Below are 17,825 nucleotides of genomic sequence, written 5' to 3'. Positions count from 1 at the left end.
TTTGATCAGGTAATGCTGAATGAATCTGCTGATTATATAGAAATGATAGGTGAAGCATGAGGGAAGAGAGTAATGCCATGCCGGAACCCGCAGCCTCAGCTTAAGAATAATTGTCCATATGAAACAAACATGTTAAACTTACTATGGAATAAAGAGCTAATAAACAATAGAATTTTGGTTATACTGTTTACGTCAGAAGGACATTTGTCTGATTCAAACCAGTTTAGGAGGAATTATCATGGCGAAAATCTTAGATCAATTTTTAAAAGATAACTTAAACGATTTAAAAGAACGCGGATTATATAACGAAATTGATCCCGTTGAAGGAGCAAACGGGGCAAAGATAAAGATTGGGGGAAGAGAGCTTATTAATCTTTCTTCAAACAACTACCTCGGTCTTGCAACGAATGACCATCTAAAAGAAATCGCAAAAAATGCAATTGATAAATACGGCGTAGGTGCAGGAGCTGTTCGTACGATAAATGGAACGCTTGATCTTCATGTTAAGCTGGAGGACAAGCTGGCTGAGTTTAAAGGTACAGAAGCGGCTGTTGCCTATCAATCCGGGTTCAACTGCAATATGGCAGCTATATCAGCTGTAATGGATAAGAATGATGCGATTTTATCTGATGAATTAAATCATGCTTCTATTATTGATGGCTGCCGCTTGTCACGGGCAAAAATAATCCGGTTTAATCATTCAGATATGGAAGACCTCCGGGCGAAAGCGAAGGAAGCAACAGAATCCGGGCAATACAATAAAGTAATGGTTATCACAGATGGAGTTTTCTCCATGGATGGAGATGTTGCCAAGCTTCCGGAAATTGTGGAAATTGCAAAAGAGTTTGATTTAATTTCCTATGTAGACGATGCACACGGTTCAGGTGTTATGGGAAAAGGGGCTGGAACTGTTAAGCACTTCGGTTTGGCCAAGGAAGTTGATTTCCAAATGGGAACACTTTCAAAAGCAATTGGTGTTGTTGGCGGGTACGTCGCAGGAACACAGGACCTGATCGATTGGCTGAAGGTCCGTTCGCGCCCATTCCTTTTCTCAACCGCCCTCACACCGGGGGATACAGCAGCTATCACAGAAGCACTGCAGATGTTAATTGACAGCACGGAGCTTCACGACAAGCTATGGGAAAATGGCCGTTACTTAAAAGACGGGCTGAAAAAGATCGGTTTTGACATCGGAAACAGTGAAACGCCTATCACGCCATGTATTATTGGTGAAGAAAAGCTGACGCAGCAATTCAGTAAACGCCTGAGCGAAGAAGGCGTTTATGCAAAGTCAATCGTCTTCCCGACCGTTCCGCGCGGTACAGGACGTGTTCGCAATATGCCAACAGCGGCTCACACAAAAGAAATGCTTGATGAGGCATTAGCAGCCTATGAAAAAGTAGGCAAAGAACTAAATATTATTAGTTGAAAATAAAAAAATCCAGCCGGAATGCCCTAACGAACAAGAACATGTTCGTTAGGGTATTCTTTTTTTACAAAGAATCATTTTTGTATTACGCCGTAAAATAGTAAAGCTTAGGTTACCTTGAAGGGGAAATTAAGCTGTCCCTTTTAACTGACCCTGTCCCTTTTGCAGCATGCAGAAAAGTTGATTAAGTGGAGAGGAAATCCTGGGAAAAATAGATTCGTAAAAAAGTAAATTTTCTGATTTGTCCTCCCGGTATAAACATTTTTATTTGAATATGTTAAATTATAAGTATATAAAAACATCAACGGAACAAGGTGTATTCTCTACGAGGACACTTGTTCTTTTCATAGCCAGTCATTTTACGTATACATGCAACTAAGGAGGACATCGGAATGAAACGAATATTAGTAACGGGAGCTCTTGGTCAAATTGGATCAGAATTAATCGTGAAATTAAGAAAAGAATATGGTGCCGAAGCAGTTATTGCATCAGATATCCGTTCTGTAGATAATGAAGTCGTTCACGGAGGACCGTTTGAAATACTTGATGTAACAAACGCCAACCAAATGGCTGCAGTTGCTCAAAAGTATAATGTTGATACGATGATGCACATGGCTGCATTGCTTTCTGCACGGGCAGAATCAAACCCTCAGCTTGCATGGAACTTAAATATGGGCGGACTGGTTAATGCTCTTGAAGTAGCGCGGGAGCAGAAGCTCCAATTTTTCACACCAAGCTCTATAGGTTCCTTTGGACCTGATACACCTAAAGAAGCGACTCCTCAGGACACGCTGCAGCGTCCGACAACAATGTATGGCATCAACAAAGTGGCAGGAGAACTTCTTTGCGACTATTACCACAGCCGCTTCGGCGTGGATACAAGAGGGGTCCGTTTCCCTGGATTAATTTCATACGTTACGCCTCCAGGCGGCGGTACAACGGATTATGCCGTGGAGATTTATTATGAAGCTCTGAGAACAGGCCGTTATACCTCCTTTATCGACAAAGGTACATACATGGATATGATGTATATGCCGGATGCACTTCAGGCAATTGTTGATTTAATGGAGGCTGACCCATCACGTTTAAAACACCGAAATGCGTTTAATGTCACGGCAATGAGCTTTGATCCCGAACAAATCGCAGCAGAAATAAGAAAACATATTCCTGCTTTTGAATTAAATTACCAGGTCGATCCTGTTCGCCAGGCAATCGCTGAAAGCTGGCCGAATTCCATTGATGCCACAGCTGCCATGAGGGAATGGGGCTTTAAAACAACGCATGATCTGTCTTCTATGACAGAAGACATGCTGCAAAAACTAAGAACAACCATCATGAGCTAATTAACAGCCCGCTTGAACAAATTTGTTCAAGCGGGTTAATCTATATCTATTTTATAAGAAATTGAAATTAGCCCTTTTATTCACAACATACACAACTTTCTCATCTGAATATATAAAATTTTCTGCTTATTTAATCCAGCATCATTCGACATGTGACATCAATATGGCATATACTTTGGGTATGAAAAAGAGTAAATGAAGAAGAAATCGCGGCCGGGGAGGTGATAAAGCTGTTACAGTCTTACGTAATATCTCAAATGAAAGTATTATTGGGACTTTTTATCTTACTTTTTATTATAGAAATGACCCTCGTTATTGCAGGTTTAAATGGGCTGGTGCCAACGGATGTCTATATTGCTTCTGAAATTTTTATAGCTCTTTTAATTGCCGTGACAGGATCCATTATTTTCTATCGATATCGTAAAGTGAAGAATTTGTTTGTGGAAATGGAAGAAGAAGAACTGAAAATGACAGCTCTTATTCAATCCATGCCAGATTTTGTGTGCTTTAAAGATGGCGAAGGACGGTGGATAAGAACCAATGATTTTGGTCTGGAACTTTATGAGCTGGAAGAAAACCAGTATATAGGAAAAACAGACCGGCAACTTGGGGAATTGAATCCTTTTTTTAAAGACGCCTTCGACTACTGTGCTACATCAGATGAAGAAACATGGCAGAATGCCGAGACGGTCCGCTGCGAGGAATCCTTCTACATTCCTTCAGGAGAACTTAAAACATTTGATGTGATTAAAGTGCCTATTTTTTTTAAAAATGGACAGAGAAAGGCACTGATCACAATCGGCCGTGATATCTCCCAGCAGAAAATCGCTGAAGAGCGTCTGGTAAGGCAGGAAAAACTGGCAGTTGCAGGTGAACTGGCAGCAGGGGTAGCCCATGAAATAAAAAATCCGTTAACGAGTCTGAAAGGTTTTGTTCAGCTCATGAGAGAAGCACCTATGCTGTCAAATGAAAACATAGGGGTAATGTCTTCAGAAATCGATCGCATCCATTCGATTGTAGAAGAGCTGTTGGTATTATCAAAACCCAGAACACGCCTGGAGGAATCGTTTTCCATTCACGCTGCCATAGAGTACGTACTAAATTTAATGAAGCACCAGGCAATGGATAAAGATGTTACGCTGCACTTTGAGAAAGCTGAAGCAGAGTTTGATCTGGTTTTGGGCGATCGCAATCAGCTGGTACAGGTGATCATCAATCTTGTGAAAAATGGAATTGAAGCGATGAATGAAGGAGGCAGGCTCACGATAAGAAGCAGGAATCAAAAAAGTTTTATTGAAGTTTCAATAGAAGATAAAGGCACTGGTATTTCAAATGTAGATCTTGAGCAGTTAGGGCAGCCGTTCTTTACCACGAAACCAAAAGGGATGGGCTTAGGAATTACGATCTGTCACAAAATCATTCATGAACACAGAGGCCAGCTTACTTTCCGGAGTGAATTAAACAAGGGCACTACAGTGCAGATAAAGCTCCCGCTATACAAAAAAGAAGAGTTTGGGACATAACTGCAAAAGGCATATTAACCGAGTTAATTTAATTGAAAACGTGAGGTGAACGGAGTGGAAGGCGGCGATTCCTGCAGGATTTGACTCCGCTTGAGACCCCGAAGGGCGAAGCCTGAGGAGGGCTTAAGCAGAGTCCCTGCGGAAAACGTCTGCCTGAAGCGCAGTGAGCAGGCAAAAGAGGATGAGACAAATTTTGTCCCATCCTCTTTTTTGTTTTTTATTCTGTTAAAAAAGTAAGTGTGCAACACCTGCAATAATCGGCAGAGTGATAAGCGTACGCAAAATGAAGATCAACACGAGATCAATAAATGAAACAGGAATCCGTGATCCCAGAAGAAGTCCCCCAACCTCGGACATGTAGATCAACTGAGTAACAGAGACAGCCGCGATTACAAACCGGGTCAATTCAGAGGGGATATCTTGTCCGATAATTGCTGGCAAAAACATATCCGCAAAACCAACAACCATTGTTTGTGCTGCTTCTGCTGCATCAGGTATTTGAAGTAATTCAAGAATTGGCACAAAAGGAGCACCAAGAATAACAAATGTGCTGGTCTTTTCTGCAAGAATAAGTGCAATCGTACCAAAAGCCATAACCACTGGAGCTACACCCATCCACATATCCAAAATGTTTTTGCTGCCATCAACAACAAATTTTTTCACACTGTTGTTTCGTTTAGCGGCAGCCAAAGCCATTTCAGTGCCATGCTGCATGCGGCTTTTGCCATCTGGAATTTTTTCAAGATCAGCATCTTCCGCAGCTTCTGTGATATACGTTTTCTTTTTAAGTGACAGAGGCGGAATACGCGGCATAATAAAAGCAGCAACAATACCCGCAAGTGTAACGGTCAAATAGAAGGGTACAAAATAGCTGCCCAGTCCAATTTCTTCAATCACAACAATACTGAAGGTGATCGATACAATCGAAAAGGTCGTACCAATAACAGCAGCTTCACGCTTGGAATAAAAACCTTCTTCATATTGCTTGCTGGTCAGCAACACGCCAATTGTTCCATCCCCAAGCCACGAAGCGAGTGTATCAATGGAGGAGCGGCCAGGCAAAGTGAAAAGAGGGCGCATAATTTTCGCCATTAACGAACCGAACCATTCAAGCAGTCCAAAATTTAATAATAAAGGCAAAAACATTCCGGCGAACAAAAATACAGAGAATAATACGGTTAATAGTCCGCCTTCTTCAAGCAGTAATCCGCCTGTATCTGATGACCAAATATATTCTGTGCCTGAGCCGCCAAGCTGTAAAAGGGTAATAACTGCAAAGACAGCAGCCACCACGCGGACGATGACCCAGAACCAGGTTACAAAAAACAGGTTATTCAAAAAATCACTGTTCATAATAAAAGTTGGTTTGCCCAACCGTGCCAGCAACGTTAGTAAAGCAGTCAGTACAATAATAGATGTCATGAGAGCGGGAATAATATTTCCGATTCCATCCTGAAGCAGATTGGATAAAATAGCGATTGGAATCGTAACAGACCCATCTCCGGATGGGAAAGGAGTCATAAATAATAAAATCCCAATTATGGATGGGATGATAAAGCGCAAATAATCTATAGATTTAGGGTGTTTCATACTTTCTCTCCTTTGATTTTAGTAAATAAAATGGAAATTTTATTTCCTGTATAAAAATAAGACATATTCTATTTTAATTCACTCCCTTTACAAAATCCAATGTTTTTTAAATATACCCTGAAAAAAACTTGTTAAGCCTTACTACTACTATAACTGTTCCTTCTCTAACATTTCAATAAATGTCTGAAAAATATATTATATTCAGAAAATAAAATTTTAGTTAAAAATAGGTGTAAAGTGTTGTAAATCGGGAAATAAATAAAAAAAGAATAAATGAGGTGGGTCATATTGCGTTCCCTTAACAAATTGTCTGATGAAAAACTGATTGAAGCCTTTGAAATGGCCATAGAAAAGGATCTTTCGGAAGATTTTATAAAACTTCTCGAAAGCGAAATTACATCAAGAGAATTAGTGCAATTAATAAGCTAAACAAACATGGTGATTCAATTGCCATGTTTTTTATATTGATTAAGAAATTGTAAAGTTAAAACACTGTAAGGGCTTCCAAAAAGTAGGGCATGATACAATAAGGAACATTAAAAGAAGAAAGGTGACGATTATGATCAAATTAATGGCTTCAGACATGGATGGAACACTCCTAAATAAGGACCATATCGTTGGTCCTGAAAATATAAAAGCGATTAAAGAAGCACAGGCACATGGGGTGGAAGTGCTCGTGGCAACCGGTCGGTCGTATCAGGAGGCAATGATTCCTCTTAAACAAGCCGGCATTATCTGCCCTGTCATTGCGGTCAACGGTGCGGAAATACGTAACGAAACCGGAGAACAGCTTTTTGTTAAAGGCATCGATAAGGAAATGGCGAAGCATACGGCAAAACAACTTGAAGAACTCGATATTTATTTTGAAGTGTATACAGATCAGGGAACCTTTACAAATGACAAGGAGCAGGGCATTCAGCTTTTGATTGATATTTTCCTTACTACTAATCCCGATACGCCTCTTCCACATGTTCACACTGAAGCAAATAACCGCTATGAGGAAGGGCATATAGAAGTGGTTGAAGGATATGAATGCATCTTCAATGACAGTGCTCAAACCGTTTTTAAATTCTTAGCTTTTTCATCAAATCCGGAATCACTTGAGCAGGCAAGAAATATTCTTGAAAAGCTTGATGGGCTGGCGATCAGTTCTTCTGGGAAGGAAAATCTGGAGATCACGAGCCTTCATGCTCAAAAGGGCCTCGCGCTTGAATGGTATTGTGAACAAAAAGGAATTTCCCTAAAGAACGTCATGGCAATTGGAGACAATTATAACGACATTTCCATGATGAAAAAAGCTGGTTATGCTGTAGCAATGGGAAATGCACCTGATGATATTAAAGAACAGTGTGCTCATATAACTGCCACCAACCGCGAGGACGGTGTCGCTAAAGCGATTCAGCAGCTAGTTATGGTTCCATCATCCTAAATAGATTTAACACGAATTTGATCGCCAGCATGGCGGTCTTTTTTTTTGGAAAAATAGTTTCCAAAGTAGTATCATTATGTAACATCTGTTATACTATATATATAACAAGCGAATAAATTTGCAGAAAGGAGTATGCTTTGTATATTCATATTGATTTAGAAGCAGAGGAACCAATATACACGCAATTAAAAAATCAAATTATAGCGGGCGTTGCAAGGAAGGACCTGCTTTTAGGAGAGAGTTTACCGTCTGTTCGCTCAATGGCATCAGATTTAGGCATTAACCTGCATACCGTAAATAAAGCTTATCAGCAGCTAAAGCAGGAAGGTTTTATTTTAATTCACAGACAAAGAGGCGTAGTCATTAACCCGGAAGGAATTCCTCAGGCGAACGATGAGTATCGGAAAAACCTGCAGAAAAGCTTGCATCCACTAATCGCAGAAGCCGTTTGCAGAGGGGTTAAAGAAGAAGAGTTCAATAAGATGGTCAAAGCCATTTATGAGGAGCTTAACCATATAAAGGAGGATCACGAATGAATAGTTTGCAAATAGTCCCTTTTTTATTGTTTGTTTTCATTCCTGTCTTTATTTCTTTCATGTTTATTCCATATTGGACACGAAGAACGGAGAGTTTTGGCGTTTCGATCCCGGAAGCCGTTTATGATGAACCGTTGCTAAAATTGATGAGAAAACGTTACGCACTTTTGTCAGGGATTCTAAGCATGATCACCATATTGATTTTTTTATTGGCAGCAGGACAGCTCTCTATGGATGAACAAACATTAAGTATAGTCATTCTTGGAACCGTCGGCTTTTACATGCTGGGGGGCTTTGCAATTTATTTGAAGTTTCATTTTGGGATGAAGCGTTTGAAATCTGAAAAAGCATGGAACAAAGAAAAATCACAGCAGGTGTGGGTCGATACAACATTTCGTGATGCCCGTCCTACTTATTCAAATCTGTGGTTTATCATTCCCTTTTTCATTGCTGTTGGCACTTTGTTATGGACCATCCAGCTCTATGAGCAGATCCCCCAAAGAATTCCAATGAAGTATAATTTTGAAGGGGATGTGACCAATTGGGCAGATAAATCGTACCGTACCGTCATGATTATGCCGGTGATGCAAATTTATTTAACCCTTCTGTTCCTATTTGTAAATGTAATCATAAGCAGAGCCAAACAGCAGATCAGTGCCGAGCAACCGGAACGATCAAAAAAGCAGAACCTTATTTTCAGAAGAAGATGGTCTGCCTTCATCATCATAACCGGCACAGCTTTAACCGCAATGTTCTCACTGATTCAGGTAGCGAATGTCTATCCCGTCAATCAGCAAGTACTTGTTGCTGTTCCATTAATTTTCAGCATAGGTGTACTGATCGCAAGTATTCTGATTTCTATTACGACCGGGCAGGGGGGAAGCCGTGTTCGTACTCATGGCGGAGGTGAAAGTGCAGTGATCGACCGTGACGATGATCACTATTGGAAATTAGGGCAATTGTATTTTAATAAAAATGATCCAGCTATTTTTCTTGAGAAGCGATTTGGAGTGGGCTGGACGGTCAACCTTGCCCGACCTGTGGCCTGGGTGGTTTTTATCGTCATTATCTTATTGGCAGCAGGCATTCCCTTCCTGCTTGGAGCTTAAATAAACAGTAAATACTGGAGAATTCAACTTAAAAGATGAACAACTTCTTAGCCGAAGTGTTCATCTTTTGCTTATTTGGGCTGCCATAAACAACATTTTGCAACTTATGATAAAATATGATCAATGAAAATTTTCTAGAGCAGGGAGAGTTAATGATGAAAAAAGGCGTAATCAGTTTAGGTGAAGCTTTAATCGATTTTATTCCTTTAGATGAAACCAATAGCAGCTACCATAAAAGTCCAGGCGGGGCTCCAGCGAATGTCGCAGTGGGTGTTTCCCGTTTAGGCGTGGAATCACATTTTATCGGCAAGGTTGGTCAAGATGTACTGGGCCTGTTTTTAAAGGAAACATTAAATACATATGGGGTTAACACGGAATCAATGATGCTCACAAAAGATGTGAGAACTGGTGTGGTTTTCGTCACACTTGCTGAGGATGGTGAACGAAGCTTTGATTTTTACATTACACCAAGCGCAGATCGGTTTTTATCAGAGGAAGATCTGAATGAAGAGGTATTTGAAAAATCAAAGGTATTTCATTTCGGATCAATTTCCCTGATAAGTGAACCCTCCAAAGGCGCAACGATCAAGGCAGTGGAGCTTGCACGAAAGCATGGCCTAATTGTGTCGTACGATCCAAATCTGCGGTTAAATTTGTGGGAGAGCCCTGAAGAGGCAAGACGTACCATCGTTTCTATGCTTGATAAGGTCGATGTACTGAAAATCTCTGAAGAGGAATTGGAGTTTTTAACCGGAACTTTTGATATAGAAGAAGGGGTGGCTGTTCTCCAGCAATACCCTATCCCGCTGATCCTTGTCACTCATGGATCAGAAGGAAGCTATGTGTATACAAAAGACGGTCACACCCATGTTCCTGCTCGAAAAGTAACAGCTGTTGACACTACTGGAGCTGGGGATGCTTACGTGTCAGGTGTTTTATTTGAGCTTCATTCCTATGAAGGGGACATCAATGCCATTACGCTTAACGATGCTGTTCGAATGGTTGAAGTGGGCAGTATTTCAGGTGCACTTGCAGCCTCTACCAAAGGTGCGATGACTGCACTTCCAACGTTTGAAGAGGTTTCTGGCTATTTAAAAGAAAAATAAAAAGATGCCGGGCGCATACAGCGCACGGCATCTTTTTTACGTTTTATACATACCCCTGGTCCCAGCGGTAGTTGTAAAAGCGTTCTTGTGTAACCCATTTAACTGCCTCAGGGTCCTGTTCTGCAAGACGTTTTTCTAAATCCTCCAGCATCCAGGCAGTTTGAGAAATATGAGCACGCATGGTATTTAATTTAAGATCACGAACCGCAGAGACATCGTGAACCACATCGGGCTCCCCAAGCTCAGCCTGGGTGTTATTAGAGAAAGCCACACAATGCAGTTTTGGTCTTAGCGCTTCAGGCATCCGTCCAACCGCACGCACAACTGCACGGGCAGTTGCTTCGTGGTCAGGATGAACACAATAATCCGGATAGAATGTGATGACTAATGAAGGATTGACTTCATCGATTAATTTTTTTATCATGGCAGTCATTTTTTCGTCATCCTCAAACTCAACGGTCTTATCGCGAAGACCCATCATGCGAAGATCGGTAAGACCCATTGCATTTGCAGCACCCTGCAGCTCTTTTTTACGGATAAGCGGCAAGGATTCTCGGGTAGCGAATGGGGGATTACCAAGGTTTCGTCCCATTTCTCCAAGCGTCAGACAGGCGTAGGTTACACCAGTCCCCATTTGAAGATGTGTTGCAATCGTCCCCGAAACGCCGAACGCTTCATCGTCCGGGTGCGGGAAAACGACAAGTACATGTTTTTCTTTAACAATCATCGTACGGTCCCCTTCCTGAAAAATCGTCAAACAACCTATTCAAACGGAGTTTCGCTAATTTGCAATGCAACAGCAAGCTTGCCCTGATGGTCATGTCCGGCCATAAGCAAACGTTTGTTTGAATCCAATTCAAAGTGCGTAATGCCTTGTGCATAGATCCATCCGAGCTCCAGCTTCAGACCAACTCGTGACGGAGCATCACCAATAATTTTACCAAGCTCATAGCGCACTTTGGCATTTCTTATAAAACATCCTGCGTTAAAAAACGCTTCATCCACATGAGTGGCATAGGAACCATTCGTTGTTTCTAAATGAATATAGACATCCTTTCCCGCAAAGCGGTCAATCAATGTCTGTACCTCTTCAATATTGACAGGCTGCATAAAGAACCTCCTTATCCACATACATACATTCTATTCTTTCTATATTACTCGAAATAAAACAAGAAAGCGAAAAAATGGATTGTGATGATGGGAGCACATGTTTAATGCTTGCGTGGGAGCGGGGAGGGAGGGCGATGTGGAGGCGGATGTGGGGGATTTATCGTACACGTTTATGGTTTTATCGCACAACATCGGGAAGATATCGCCCATCATTTGGATTATATCGATCATATTTGAAAAGATATCGATCAAACCTCTCCATTTCGCAAATATATCTAACCGGTTTGGTGATTTATCGTACATGTTTGGGATTATATCGCACATGTTTTTGTATATATCGGTCTGCGGGGGATCTCGCAGGGACGTAGTGAGGTTAAGGTGAGCCGGGGGCGATTTATCGCACACATATTCCGGTTTATCATACAACATCGGGAAGATATCGCCCATCATTTGAGTTATATCAATCACATTTGAGAAGATATCGATCAAACCTCTCCGTTTCGCAAATATATCTAACCGGTTTAGTGATTTATCGTACATGTTTCGCATTATATCGCAAATGTTTTTGTATTTATCGGTCTGCGGGGGATCTCGCAAGCCAGAGGGGACGTAGCGAGATGAGCCGGGAGAGCAAATCTTTCCCCATTTATCGTTACCCGAGAAATCCACAAGCGCATAAATAAAAAACCGCTGCTCCGAACATGAGCAGCGGTTTCGTTATTTCGTTGGATCTTTAATGCGTTTTTCGTTACTGCTGTCAGGATTGTAACCCTGTTTGTTTTCCTTTTCAGGTGTACGGTCTTTTTCAAGCGGGACTTCTTCATTTTTTGAAATTTGTTCCTTGCGCTGTCCGGTGTAGAAGCCTACCGCGATCATAGCTATAATCAGCGCGATGACACCTGCTCCAACAGCAAGCCCTGTTGAGTCCGTAATGAACGAAAAACCAAGAAATACACCGATGCCTATTGCGAGAGCAATTACAAAATTAATCATATCTTCACCTCATAGCAAAGCTTTTACTTTCTGTATTCCTTAAAATGAGGGATTTAAACGTATTACTGAGATATGTTTTTAAAAATGGCATATTATGCCTTAATGGATTGCTCTTTAATTTCGTTTTTTTCAAATCGAGTAAAGGCACCATGCATAACTGGACCGACATATTCATTTAGTTTCCAGCCGTGGTGAATGGCTGCTGTAACAAACTGCTTGGCGTTGGTTACGGCTTCTTTTACAGCCTGGCCATTAGCGAGGTTTGCTGTGATGGCAGCGGCAAATGTACAGCCTGCTCCATGGGTGTATGTTGTTTCTGCTTTTTCAGCTTCAAGGATAAAAAATGTTGTGCCATCGTAGAATAGATCAAGTGCTTCTCCATGCTCCAGCTGCTTTCCGCCTTTGATAACGACTGATGCAGCTCCGTAATCGAGAATTTTTTTTGCAGCTGATTTCATATCCTCAATTGAGTGCAGAGTACCTGTTCCAGCGAGCTGTCCGGCTTCAAATAAATTAGGTGTGACAACTGTCGCGCGGGGAAGCAAATACTCCTGCATAGCGCCCACTGTTTCCGGATAAAGCACTTCGTCTTCGCCTTTACACACCATTACGGGATCAATCACTACTTTTTGAACACCAGAACGGTCAATGGCTGAAGCGGCCGTCTTGATGATTTCGACTGAACCCAGCATGCCCGTCTTGATGGCATCAACACCAGTAGAAAGAGCAGTGTCCAGCTGAGCATTTAATGTTTCAATTGGCAAAGGGTGGACATTGTGATGCCAATGGTTATTTGGATCCATTGTTACGACAGTGGTTAAAGCCGTCATTCCATATGTGCCATGTTCCTGGAAGGTTTTTAAATCTGCTTGAATTCCAGCGCCTCCGCTTGTATCTGACCCGGCTATCGTCAATGTTTTCATTAATGTCATGATCATTCCTCCTAAAGATATGCGTATTCGCATTAATTCGTGTTTATTCTGTTCTTATCATAGCATGGAAAAGCCTGTATTTACATTATTCTGATCAACCGGGCAAGGGAGAGAATTTCCTGGGAAATATCTCGTCGTATAAAAGGGAAATAGTAATGGATTTGTCTGAAATATGGACAGCGGTGTGTCGGCCATTTACGTGCCTGCAGGTATAGGTTTCCATTAAACGACGTTTTTCGTATAATTAATAGAATGTGAATGGTATAGAAAGGGGAGGGGCATATGACTGTTTTTAATTCAGGCGGCGCTTGGATAAGCAATCACGTATCCCATACTGCTTAATATGGTTATGAAAATGGGGAAATCAATATTTTGGCTTTGGCGCTTAAAATATGTATTGCTTGTCCTGGTACTTCTGGTCCTGCTTGGAATCAGTATTTTGATCTCGACCGCATGGCTTTCAGGGGACAATACAGAACAGGAATCAGAAGCTTTTGTCGAACAAATTAGAGATATGAGTTCTCTTGCCACCTCTCAGGCATACGTTAAAGCGGTAATAGAGCAAACGGATAATCAGTTCTTCGGGCAAAATATTTCTATTAATCTGCCTGGGACCCAGCGCCGTTTATTGCTTGTGGTACCGGGTACTGTTTTAGCAGGAGTGGATTTAGAAAAAATAACTGAGGACGATGTACGTCTTGATGCAGAAGCACAAAAGATTGAAATTACGATCCCACGCTCCACACTTTTACAGGACCCTGCGATCGATTTGGGAAATATTCAAGCTTTTTCTGTAGAAGGTTTATTTAGGAGCAATGTGAATTGGGAGGAAGGCTTTGAGATTGCCGCTCAAGCGCAGGATATGATAAAGGAAGAAGCAACCGACCAGGGTCTGCTCAGTCAGGCAGATAAAAATGCTGAGCGGGTATTAAGTGAATTCTTCAAGCTTGCTGGTTATGAAGCCACGATTCTATTCGAGGATGAATAAAGAATGGAAGAGGTGAAAGCATAATGAAAGAACTATTTCAAAATGATTGGCAGCCTCTTCTTGAAAAAGAGTTTTCCAAACCTTATTATCAAGAGCTTCGGGCATTTCTGAAAGAAGAATACACGGAGGAAACGATTTTTCCTCCGATGGATTCTATTTATCAGGCGATGTATAATACATCCTTTGAGAATGTAAAGGTGGTTATTTTAGGGCAGGATCCATATCATGGAAAGGGGCAGGCTCATGGCTTGAGCTTTTCTGTACAGCCTGGTGTGAAAATTCCCCCTTCATTAAAAAACATTTTTAAGGAACTTGCAGACGATATGCAGGTTCCAGTACCTACAGATGGTTACCTTGATAAATGGAGTAAACAGGGAGTATTATTGCTAAATACGGTCCTTACCGTCCGCGAAGGGCAGGCGAATTCTCATCGTAAGAAGGGATGGGAAACGCTGACGAATGAAATTATTCATTTGGTTGGCCAGCGTGAAAAACCGACTGTCTTTATTTTGTGGGGAAAACCTGCTGGATCAAAAAGAGAGCTGATCGATGAGAATGTGCATTGTGTGCTGACAGCACCGCACCCGAGTCCGTTATCTGCTCATCGGGGCTTTTTTGGAAGCAAGCCTTTTTCGAAAGCGAATAAATACTTGCGTGCAAATGGAATCGATGAAATAGATTGGTCGTTGGAGTAGACGTTTTTTGTGCTTTTGGACATCAATTTTATTCATTTAAACTAATAAGCAGCAATGAAAGGAGAGTGCAGCAATTGAATATCTCACATGAAAAGCTGCTGGCCAAGATTGAACAACAGGTTGGACAGGCAAAACAAGCCCCCTCATCACAAATGAGAGAGCATCTGCATGCCATTAGAACGTTATGTGATTTGGCCTTGGATGAACCGTCAGGCGGCATTTCTGCCCAACGAATCGAACCAGTTCAGCCTTCGTCGGTGTATCAGGCTCCTGTACAACAGCCTGTTTCCATGCAAAAGGACAAGCCTATACGAATGGAAGATGGTTCGAATGGAGATTCATTATTCGATTTTTAGGGTTAACTAATTGAAAAGAAGGGAAGTTGTTTACAAATGAAATTATTTATAATTATCGGGGCAATAAACGCCTTGCTGTCAGTAGGTCTGGGAGCATTTGGGGCACATGCGCTGGAAGGCCGTGTGGAAGCGAAGTACCTCGATACATGGAATACTGCTGTTCAATATCAAATGTTCCATGCCACAGGTATTCTTATTATTGGCATTCTGATGGGGAACCTCCCGGCGACCGGTCTTCTCAGTTGGGCAGGCTGGCTTATGTTAGTCGGCATCATCTTTTTCTCAGGCAGTCTGTATATCTTAAGCCTGACAGGGATCAGTGTCCTCGGTGCCATCACACCGATCGGCGGCGTAGCCTTTTTGGCTGCATGGGTGTGCTTGATTATTGCTGCAATGAAGGTTCTTTAAGAAAAACAAGACAAATAGACCGCTCTCCATTAATGGGGAGCGGTCTTATTCGTATAAATTAACGTGGGGAGTATTGCGCATTTGCTAATGGATATGAGTACTGAATTTCGCCTTCAAATGTAATGTAATCCAGGTAAATCATCGGTAAAATGTAGCGTAATCCGCTTTTTGGGTCGCTTAAGATAATATGATCACGGCCGGCGGCTTCCACAATTCCTTTGAAAATCTTTGCATTCCACTCGCGGTTATTTTCAAACGTCATGTATACTGTTGCCGGTTTGCCGCGATTTAAACGCAGGATATTTTCAATATACGACTCCTCGTTTGGAAGCTGGCCTCCTGAACCCTGACCCTGAGTGAAGGTTGGTGTTTGTTGGTAGCTTTGAGTGGGATAGGAGTAGCTTGGGTAGCTTTGCTGCTGCGTTGGCTGATAATATGGGTAGGAAAAGTTGGATCCAGACTGGCCAGAATGAGATGAGGGGTTTGATTGCATGGGCTGCCCCTGTTGTGTTGATTGACCTTGCTGTGGTTTTTGACCACTGTTTGATGAAGGATTATTCATCAATGTTCGCCTCCTTGATGTTTCAAGTCAAATAATGAAAAATGCATTAAAAGACGTCTGGGCAATCCTGCTGGGTGGGAGCGAAAAAGCAATGCGATTTAAAACGTCCTGTATTCCACTGTCCATACCACTGGGCTGGACAATCACCCTCTGGACGGTAAAACCAAAGTCCGTTTGTAGCCGGGTGGAAACGCTCGCCTTTTAACACTCGTCTGGCAAGCTGCTTATCTCTTTCTCTTGCCCGCTGATAAAAATAACCTTTGAGAGTAGCTTCAAAACCTCCAGGCCGCTGAAAAACCATTTGTTCAATGGTACGAACATCGGTAAAGTCCATGCAGTCTACACGGGCCCGGTTAACCCCCACATTTCCTACCATCAGCATTCCGAGTTCTCCATCACCTTCAGCTTCAGCACGCATCAGCCTAGCCAGCAAGTCAACCTCCTTCTCGTTATGTGCAATTACCGCCACATATCCTCACTCCTCCCCCATCGCTAATCACTATATGCCTGACGGAGACAAGATATTCACTTAGAAACAGGCTTTGTTAAAAGTGGATATTGATTTTCTGTGAAGGTGTTCAGCAACAAGCCGCATCTGAGCAGGAGTCTCACGCCTTCAGTTCCAAACAATCATCTGCAAATAACAACAGCCGAGTTTAACAGAACTTAAAAGAAAAAAGCCGTGCCCCTTATATAAATGGGACACGACTTAATGTATGGGCAAAAATTTTTTTTATACGTGTAAAAATTGAGGAAGGTCTTCATTTTCAAGTAAATTGCCCACGTAGAACGAACCGAATTCGCCATAGCGTGCACTTACTTCATCAAAACGCATTTCATACACGATTTTTTTGAATTGAAGAACATCATCTGCATAAAGCGTGACGCCCCATTCCCAGTCATCAAAACCAACCGAGCCGGAAATAATTTGCTTAATTTTACCTGCGTAGCCGCGGCCGATCATTCCATGGTCGTACATAAGCTGCTTTCGTTTTTCCATTGGCAGCATATACCAGTTGTCATCGCCTTCACGCTTTTTATCCATTGGATAAAAGCAAATATGCTTTGATTTAGGCAGTTGGGGATACAAACGGGAACGTACATATGGATTTTCATATGGATCCTCATCTGAATCTTTCGAGCCATAGCTTCCGAGTTCAACCACTGATACATAAGAATAAGTTGGAACTGTAAATTCAGCGATTGTCAGCTTGTTGAATTCGTTTTCCAAATGATTCAATTCTTCCATAGTAGGTCGTAAAATAAAAAGCATGAAATCCGCTTTTTGCCCCACAATAGAATAAAAAGAATGACTGCCTTGCTCTTCGTTTTGAACCACATCAAGCTTTTGGAGGAAATGCTGAAATTCAGCAATGGCCTGCGTGCGTTCATCACTTGTCAGGCGTTTCCAAGAGGTCCAATCCATTTTACGAAAATCATGAAGGCCATACCAGCCATCAAGCGTTGTTGCTGCTTCATTCATTTATCGTCACTCCTTGAGAATTACTTAAATACCCATTGCCATCATATCATAATTCCTTTTTACGCACTCCCGCCATGATTACAGTTCAATATTTAGCCATTTATTAAATGGAGAATGCATTGAGGCAAGGGGATGACATTGGTATAAATTATCCGAAAAAACAAACATCTCATCTGTAAACGCTGACATGATGGCTTATCCTTGAATTCTAACAGAGATGGGGTATGCTAGCG

General features: G+C 41.8%; 20 protein-coding genes. 12 read left to right on the top strand and 8 right to left on the bottom strand.

The annotated features are described in order from the left end of the window. Window positions 1-238: 238 nt before the first annotated feature. From E2R51_RS10205 to E2R51_RS10195, 3 genes are all read left to right on the top strand, one after another. A complete protein-coding gene (locus E2R51_RS10205) occupies window positions 239-1,429 on the top strand; it encodes a glycine C-acetyltransferase (protein ID WP_133376940.1) in 1,191 nt (396 codons plus the stop codon). A gap of 392 nt (window positions 1,430-1,821) precedes the next feature. Continuing rightward, window positions 1,822-2,772, top strand: coding sequence for an L-threonine 3-dehydrogenase (locus tag E2R51_RS10200; protein WP_133376939.1), 951 nt, complete (start codon window positions 1,822-1,824; stop codon window positions 2,770-2,772). A 257-nt stretch (window positions 2,773-3,029) separates the two neighbouring features. After that, window positions 3,030-4,295: an ATP-binding protein gene (locus E2R51_RS10195; protein WP_133376938.1), complete on the top strand. Its 1,266-nt coding sequence runs from the start codon at window positions 3,030-3,032 to the stop codon at window positions 4,293-4,295. A 225-nt stretch (window positions 4,296-4,520) separates the two neighbouring features. Here the strand turns inward: E2R51_RS10195 and E2R51_RS10190 are convergent, their stop codons facing one another. Continuing rightward, window positions 4,521-5,885 (bottom strand): YjiH family protein, encoded by a 1,365-nt coding sequence (locus E2R51_RS10190; RefSeq protein WP_133376937.1) that lies wholly within the window; start codon window positions 5,883-5,885, stop codon window positions 4,521-4,523. Between the two features lie 273 nt (window positions 5,886-6,158). Between E2R51_RS10190 and sda the strand changes: the two genes are divergently transcribed. The 5 genes from sda (at window position 6,159) to E2R51_RS10165 (ending at window position 10,065) form a co-directional block, all read left to right on the top strand. Next, a complete protein-coding gene (gene sda, locus E2R51_RS10185) occupies window positions 6,159-6,314 on the top strand; it encodes a sporulation histidine kinase inhibitor Sda (protein WP_133376936.1) in 156 nt (51 codons plus the stop codon). A gap of 130 nt (window positions 6,315-6,444) precedes the next feature. Then, entirely contained in the window at window positions 6,445-7,314 is an 870-nt protein-coding gene (locus tag E2R51_RS10180; protein WP_133376935.1) for a Cof-type HAD-IIB family hydrolase, read from the top strand. Window positions 7,315-7,451: 137 nt separating this feature from the next. After that, window positions 7,452-7,850, top strand: coding sequence for a GntR family transcriptional regulator (locus E2R51_RS10175; protein WP_133376934.1), 399 nt, complete (start codon window positions 7,452-7,454; stop codon window positions 7,848-7,850). After that, window positions 7,847-8,959 (top strand): DUF1648 domain-containing protein, encoded by a 1,113-nt coding sequence (locus tag E2R51_RS10170; RefSeq protein ID WP_133376933.1) that lies wholly within the window; start codon window positions 7,847-7,849, stop codon window positions 8,957-8,959. Before E2R51_RS10175 ends, E2R51_RS10170 begins: the two co-directional genes overlap by 4 nt. Window positions 8,960-9,114: 155 nt before the next feature. Then, a complete protein-coding gene (locus tag E2R51_RS10165) occupies window positions 9,115-10,065 on the top strand; it encodes an aminoimidazole riboside kinase (protein ID WP_133377084.1) in 951 nt (316 codons plus the stop codon). Window positions 10,066-10,108: 43 nt separating this feature from the next. Here E2R51_RS10165 and bshB2 read toward each other — a convergent pair whose 3' ends face one another. The 4 genes from bshB2 to pdxK form a co-directional block, all read right to left on the bottom strand. Then, window positions 10,109-10,789 carry a bacillithiol biosynthesis deacetylase BshB2 gene (gene bshB2, locus E2R51_RS10160; RefSeq protein ID WP_205703323.1) on the bottom strand — a complete coding sequence of 227 codons (681 nt, stop codon included), beginning with the start codon at window positions 10,787-10,789 and terminating at the stop codon, window positions 10,109-10,111. A 38-nt stretch (window positions 10,790-10,827) separates the two neighbouring features. After that, window positions 10,828-11,175, bottom strand: a complete 348-nt coding sequence (locus E2R51_RS10155; protein ID WP_133376931.1) for a YojF family protein — start codon at window positions 11,173-11,175, stop codon at window positions 10,828-10,830. A gap of 717 nt (window positions 11,176-11,892) precedes the next feature. After that, window positions 11,893-12,168 carry a hypothetical protein gene (locus E2R51_RS10150; protein WP_133376930.1) on the bottom strand — a complete coding sequence of 92 codons (276 nt, stop codon included), beginning with the start codon at window positions 12,166-12,168 and terminating at the stop codon, window positions 11,893-11,895. Between the two features lie 92 nt (window positions 12,169-12,260). Then, complete coding sequence (gene pdxK / locus E2R51_RS10145) at window positions 12,261-13,100, bottom strand: pyridoxine/pyridoxal/pyridoxamine kinase (protein ID WP_133376929.1); 840 nt, start codon at window positions 13,098-13,100, stop codon at window positions 12,261-12,263. 355 nt (window positions 13,101-13,455) lie between these two features. Between pdxK and E2R51_RS10140 the strand changes: the two genes are divergently transcribed. The 4 genes from E2R51_RS10140 (at window position 13,456) to E2R51_RS10125 (ending at window position 15,547) form a co-directional block, all read left to right on the top strand. Continuing rightward, the gene (locus E2R51_RS10140; protein ID WP_165967195.1) at window positions 13,456-14,088 is read left to right on the top strand and encodes a DUF4230 domain-containing protein; all 633 of its coding nucleotides are present in this window, start codon (window positions 13,456-13,458) and stop codon (window positions 14,086-14,088) included. 23 nt (window positions 14,089-14,111) lie between these two features. After that, on the top strand, window positions 14,112-14,783 hold the full coding sequence (locus E2R51_RS10135; RefSeq protein ID WP_133376927.1) for a uracil-DNA glycosylase: 672 nt from the start codon (window positions 14,112-14,114) through the stop codon (window positions 14,781-14,783). A gap of 74 nt (window positions 14,784-14,857) precedes the next feature. Then, window positions 14,858-15,139 (top strand): YwdI family protein, encoded by a 282-nt coding sequence (locus tag E2R51_RS10130; protein ID WP_133376926.1) that lies wholly within the window; start codon window positions 14,858-14,860, stop codon window positions 15,137-15,139. A gap of 36 nt (window positions 15,140-15,175) precedes the next feature. Beyond that, window positions 15,176-15,547, top strand: coding sequence for a DUF423 domain-containing protein (locus E2R51_RS10125; protein WP_133376925.1), 372 nt, complete (start codon window positions 15,176-15,178; stop codon window positions 15,545-15,547). 58 nt (window positions 15,548-15,605) lie between these two features. On the opposite strand, the gene gerQ is transcribed toward E2R51_RS10125, so the two are convergent. The 3 genes from gerQ to hemQ form a co-directional block, all read right to left on the bottom strand. Then, window positions 15,606-16,109, bottom strand: coding sequence for a spore coat protein GerQ (gene gerQ, locus E2R51_RS10120; protein ID WP_483299927.1), 504 nt, complete (start codon window positions 16,107-16,109; stop codon window positions 15,606-15,608). 46 nt (window positions 16,110-16,155) lie between these two features. Next, the gene (locus E2R51_RS10115) at window positions 16,156-16,578 is read right to left on the bottom strand and encodes a cell wall hydrolase (RefSeq protein WP_133376924.1); all 423 of its coding nucleotides are present in this window, start codon (window positions 16,576-16,578) and stop codon (window positions 16,156-16,158) included. Window positions 16,579-16,842: 264 nt separating this feature from the next. Then, a complete protein-coding gene (gene hemQ, locus E2R51_RS10110) occupies window positions 16,843-17,592 on the bottom strand; it encodes a hydrogen peroxide-dependent heme synthase (protein WP_133376923.1) in 750 nt (249 codons plus the stop codon). Between the last annotated feature and the right edge of the window lie 233 nt (window positions 17,593-17,825).

The organism is Jeotgalibacillus sp. S-D1 (genome assembly GCF_004358665.1).
In the GTDB taxonomy this organism is placed as follows: Bacteria; Bacillota; Bacilli; order Bacillales; family Jeotgalibacillaceae; genus Jeotgalibacillus.
The sequence above is the reverse complement of the archived record's forward strand: the minus strand, read 5'-3'. Positions and strand labels throughout refer to the sequence as shown.

What these genes read in the sequence shown, in the direction of transcription:
- E2R51_RS10205 (WP_133376940.1), top strand. Translation starts at nt 239, where the DNA reads ATGGCGAAAATCTTAGATCAATTTTTAAAAGATAACTTAAACGATTTA.
- E2R51_RS10200 (WP_133376939.1), top strand. Translation starts at nt 1,822, where the DNA reads ATGAAACGAATATTAGTAACGGGAGCTCTTGGTCAAATTGGATCAGAA.
- E2R51_RS10195 (WP_133376938.1), top strand. Translation starts at nt 3,030, where the DNA reads ATGAAAGTATTATTGGGACTTTTTATCTTACTTTTTATTATAGAAATG.
- E2R51_RS10190 (WP_133376937.1), bottom strand. Translation starts at nt 5,885, where the DNA reads ATGAAACACCCTAAATCTATAGATTATTTGCGCTTTATCATCCCATCC.
- sda (WP_133376936.1), top strand. Translation starts at nt 6,159, where the DNA reads ATGAGGTGGGTCATATTGCGTTCCCTTAACAAATTGTCTGATGAAAAA.
- E2R51_RS10180 (WP_133376935.1), top strand. Translation starts at nt 6,445, where the DNA reads ATGATCAAATTAATGGCTTCAGACATGGATGGAACACTCCTAAATAAG.
- E2R51_RS10170 (WP_133376933.1), top strand. Translation starts at nt 7,847, where the DNA reads ATGAATAGTTTGCAAATAGTCCCTTTTTTATTGTTTGTTTTCATTCCT.
- E2R51_RS10165 (WP_133377084.1), top strand. Translation starts at nt 9,115, where the DNA reads ATGAAAAAAGGCGTAATCAGTTTAGGTGAAGCTTTAATCGATTTTATT.
- E2R51_RS10155 (WP_133376931.1), bottom strand. Translation starts at nt 11,175, where the DNA reads ATGCAGCCTGTCAATATTGAAGAGGTACAGACATTGATTGACCGCTTT.
- E2R51_RS10150 (WP_133376930.1), bottom strand. Translation starts at nt 12,168, where the DNA reads ATGATTAATTTTGTAATTGCTCTCGCAATAGGCATCGGTGTATTTCTT.
- pdxK (WP_133376929.1), bottom strand. Translation starts at nt 13,100, where the DNA reads ATGACATTAATGAAAACATTGACGATAGCCGGGTCAGATACAAGCGGA.
- E2R51_RS10140 (WP_165967195.1), top strand. Translation starts at nt 13,456, where the DNA reads ATGGGGAAATCAATATTTTGGCTTTGGCGCTTAAAATATGTATTGCTT.
- E2R51_RS10135 (WP_133376927.1), top strand. Translation starts at nt 14,112, where the DNA reads ATGAAAGAACTATTTCAAAATGATTGGCAGCCTCTTCTTGAAAAAGAG.
- E2R51_RS10125 (WP_133376925.1), top strand. Translation starts at nt 15,176, where the DNA reads ATGAAATTATTTATAATTATCGGGGCAATAAACGCCTTGCTGTCAGTA.
- gerQ (WP_483299927.1), bottom strand. Translation starts at nt 16,109, where the DNA reads ATGAATAATCCTTCATCAAACAGTGGTCAAAAACCACAGCAAGGTCAA.
- hemQ (WP_133376923.1), bottom strand. Translation starts at nt 17,592, where the DNA reads ATGAATGAAGCAGCAACAACGCTTGATGGCTGGTATGGCCTTCATGAT.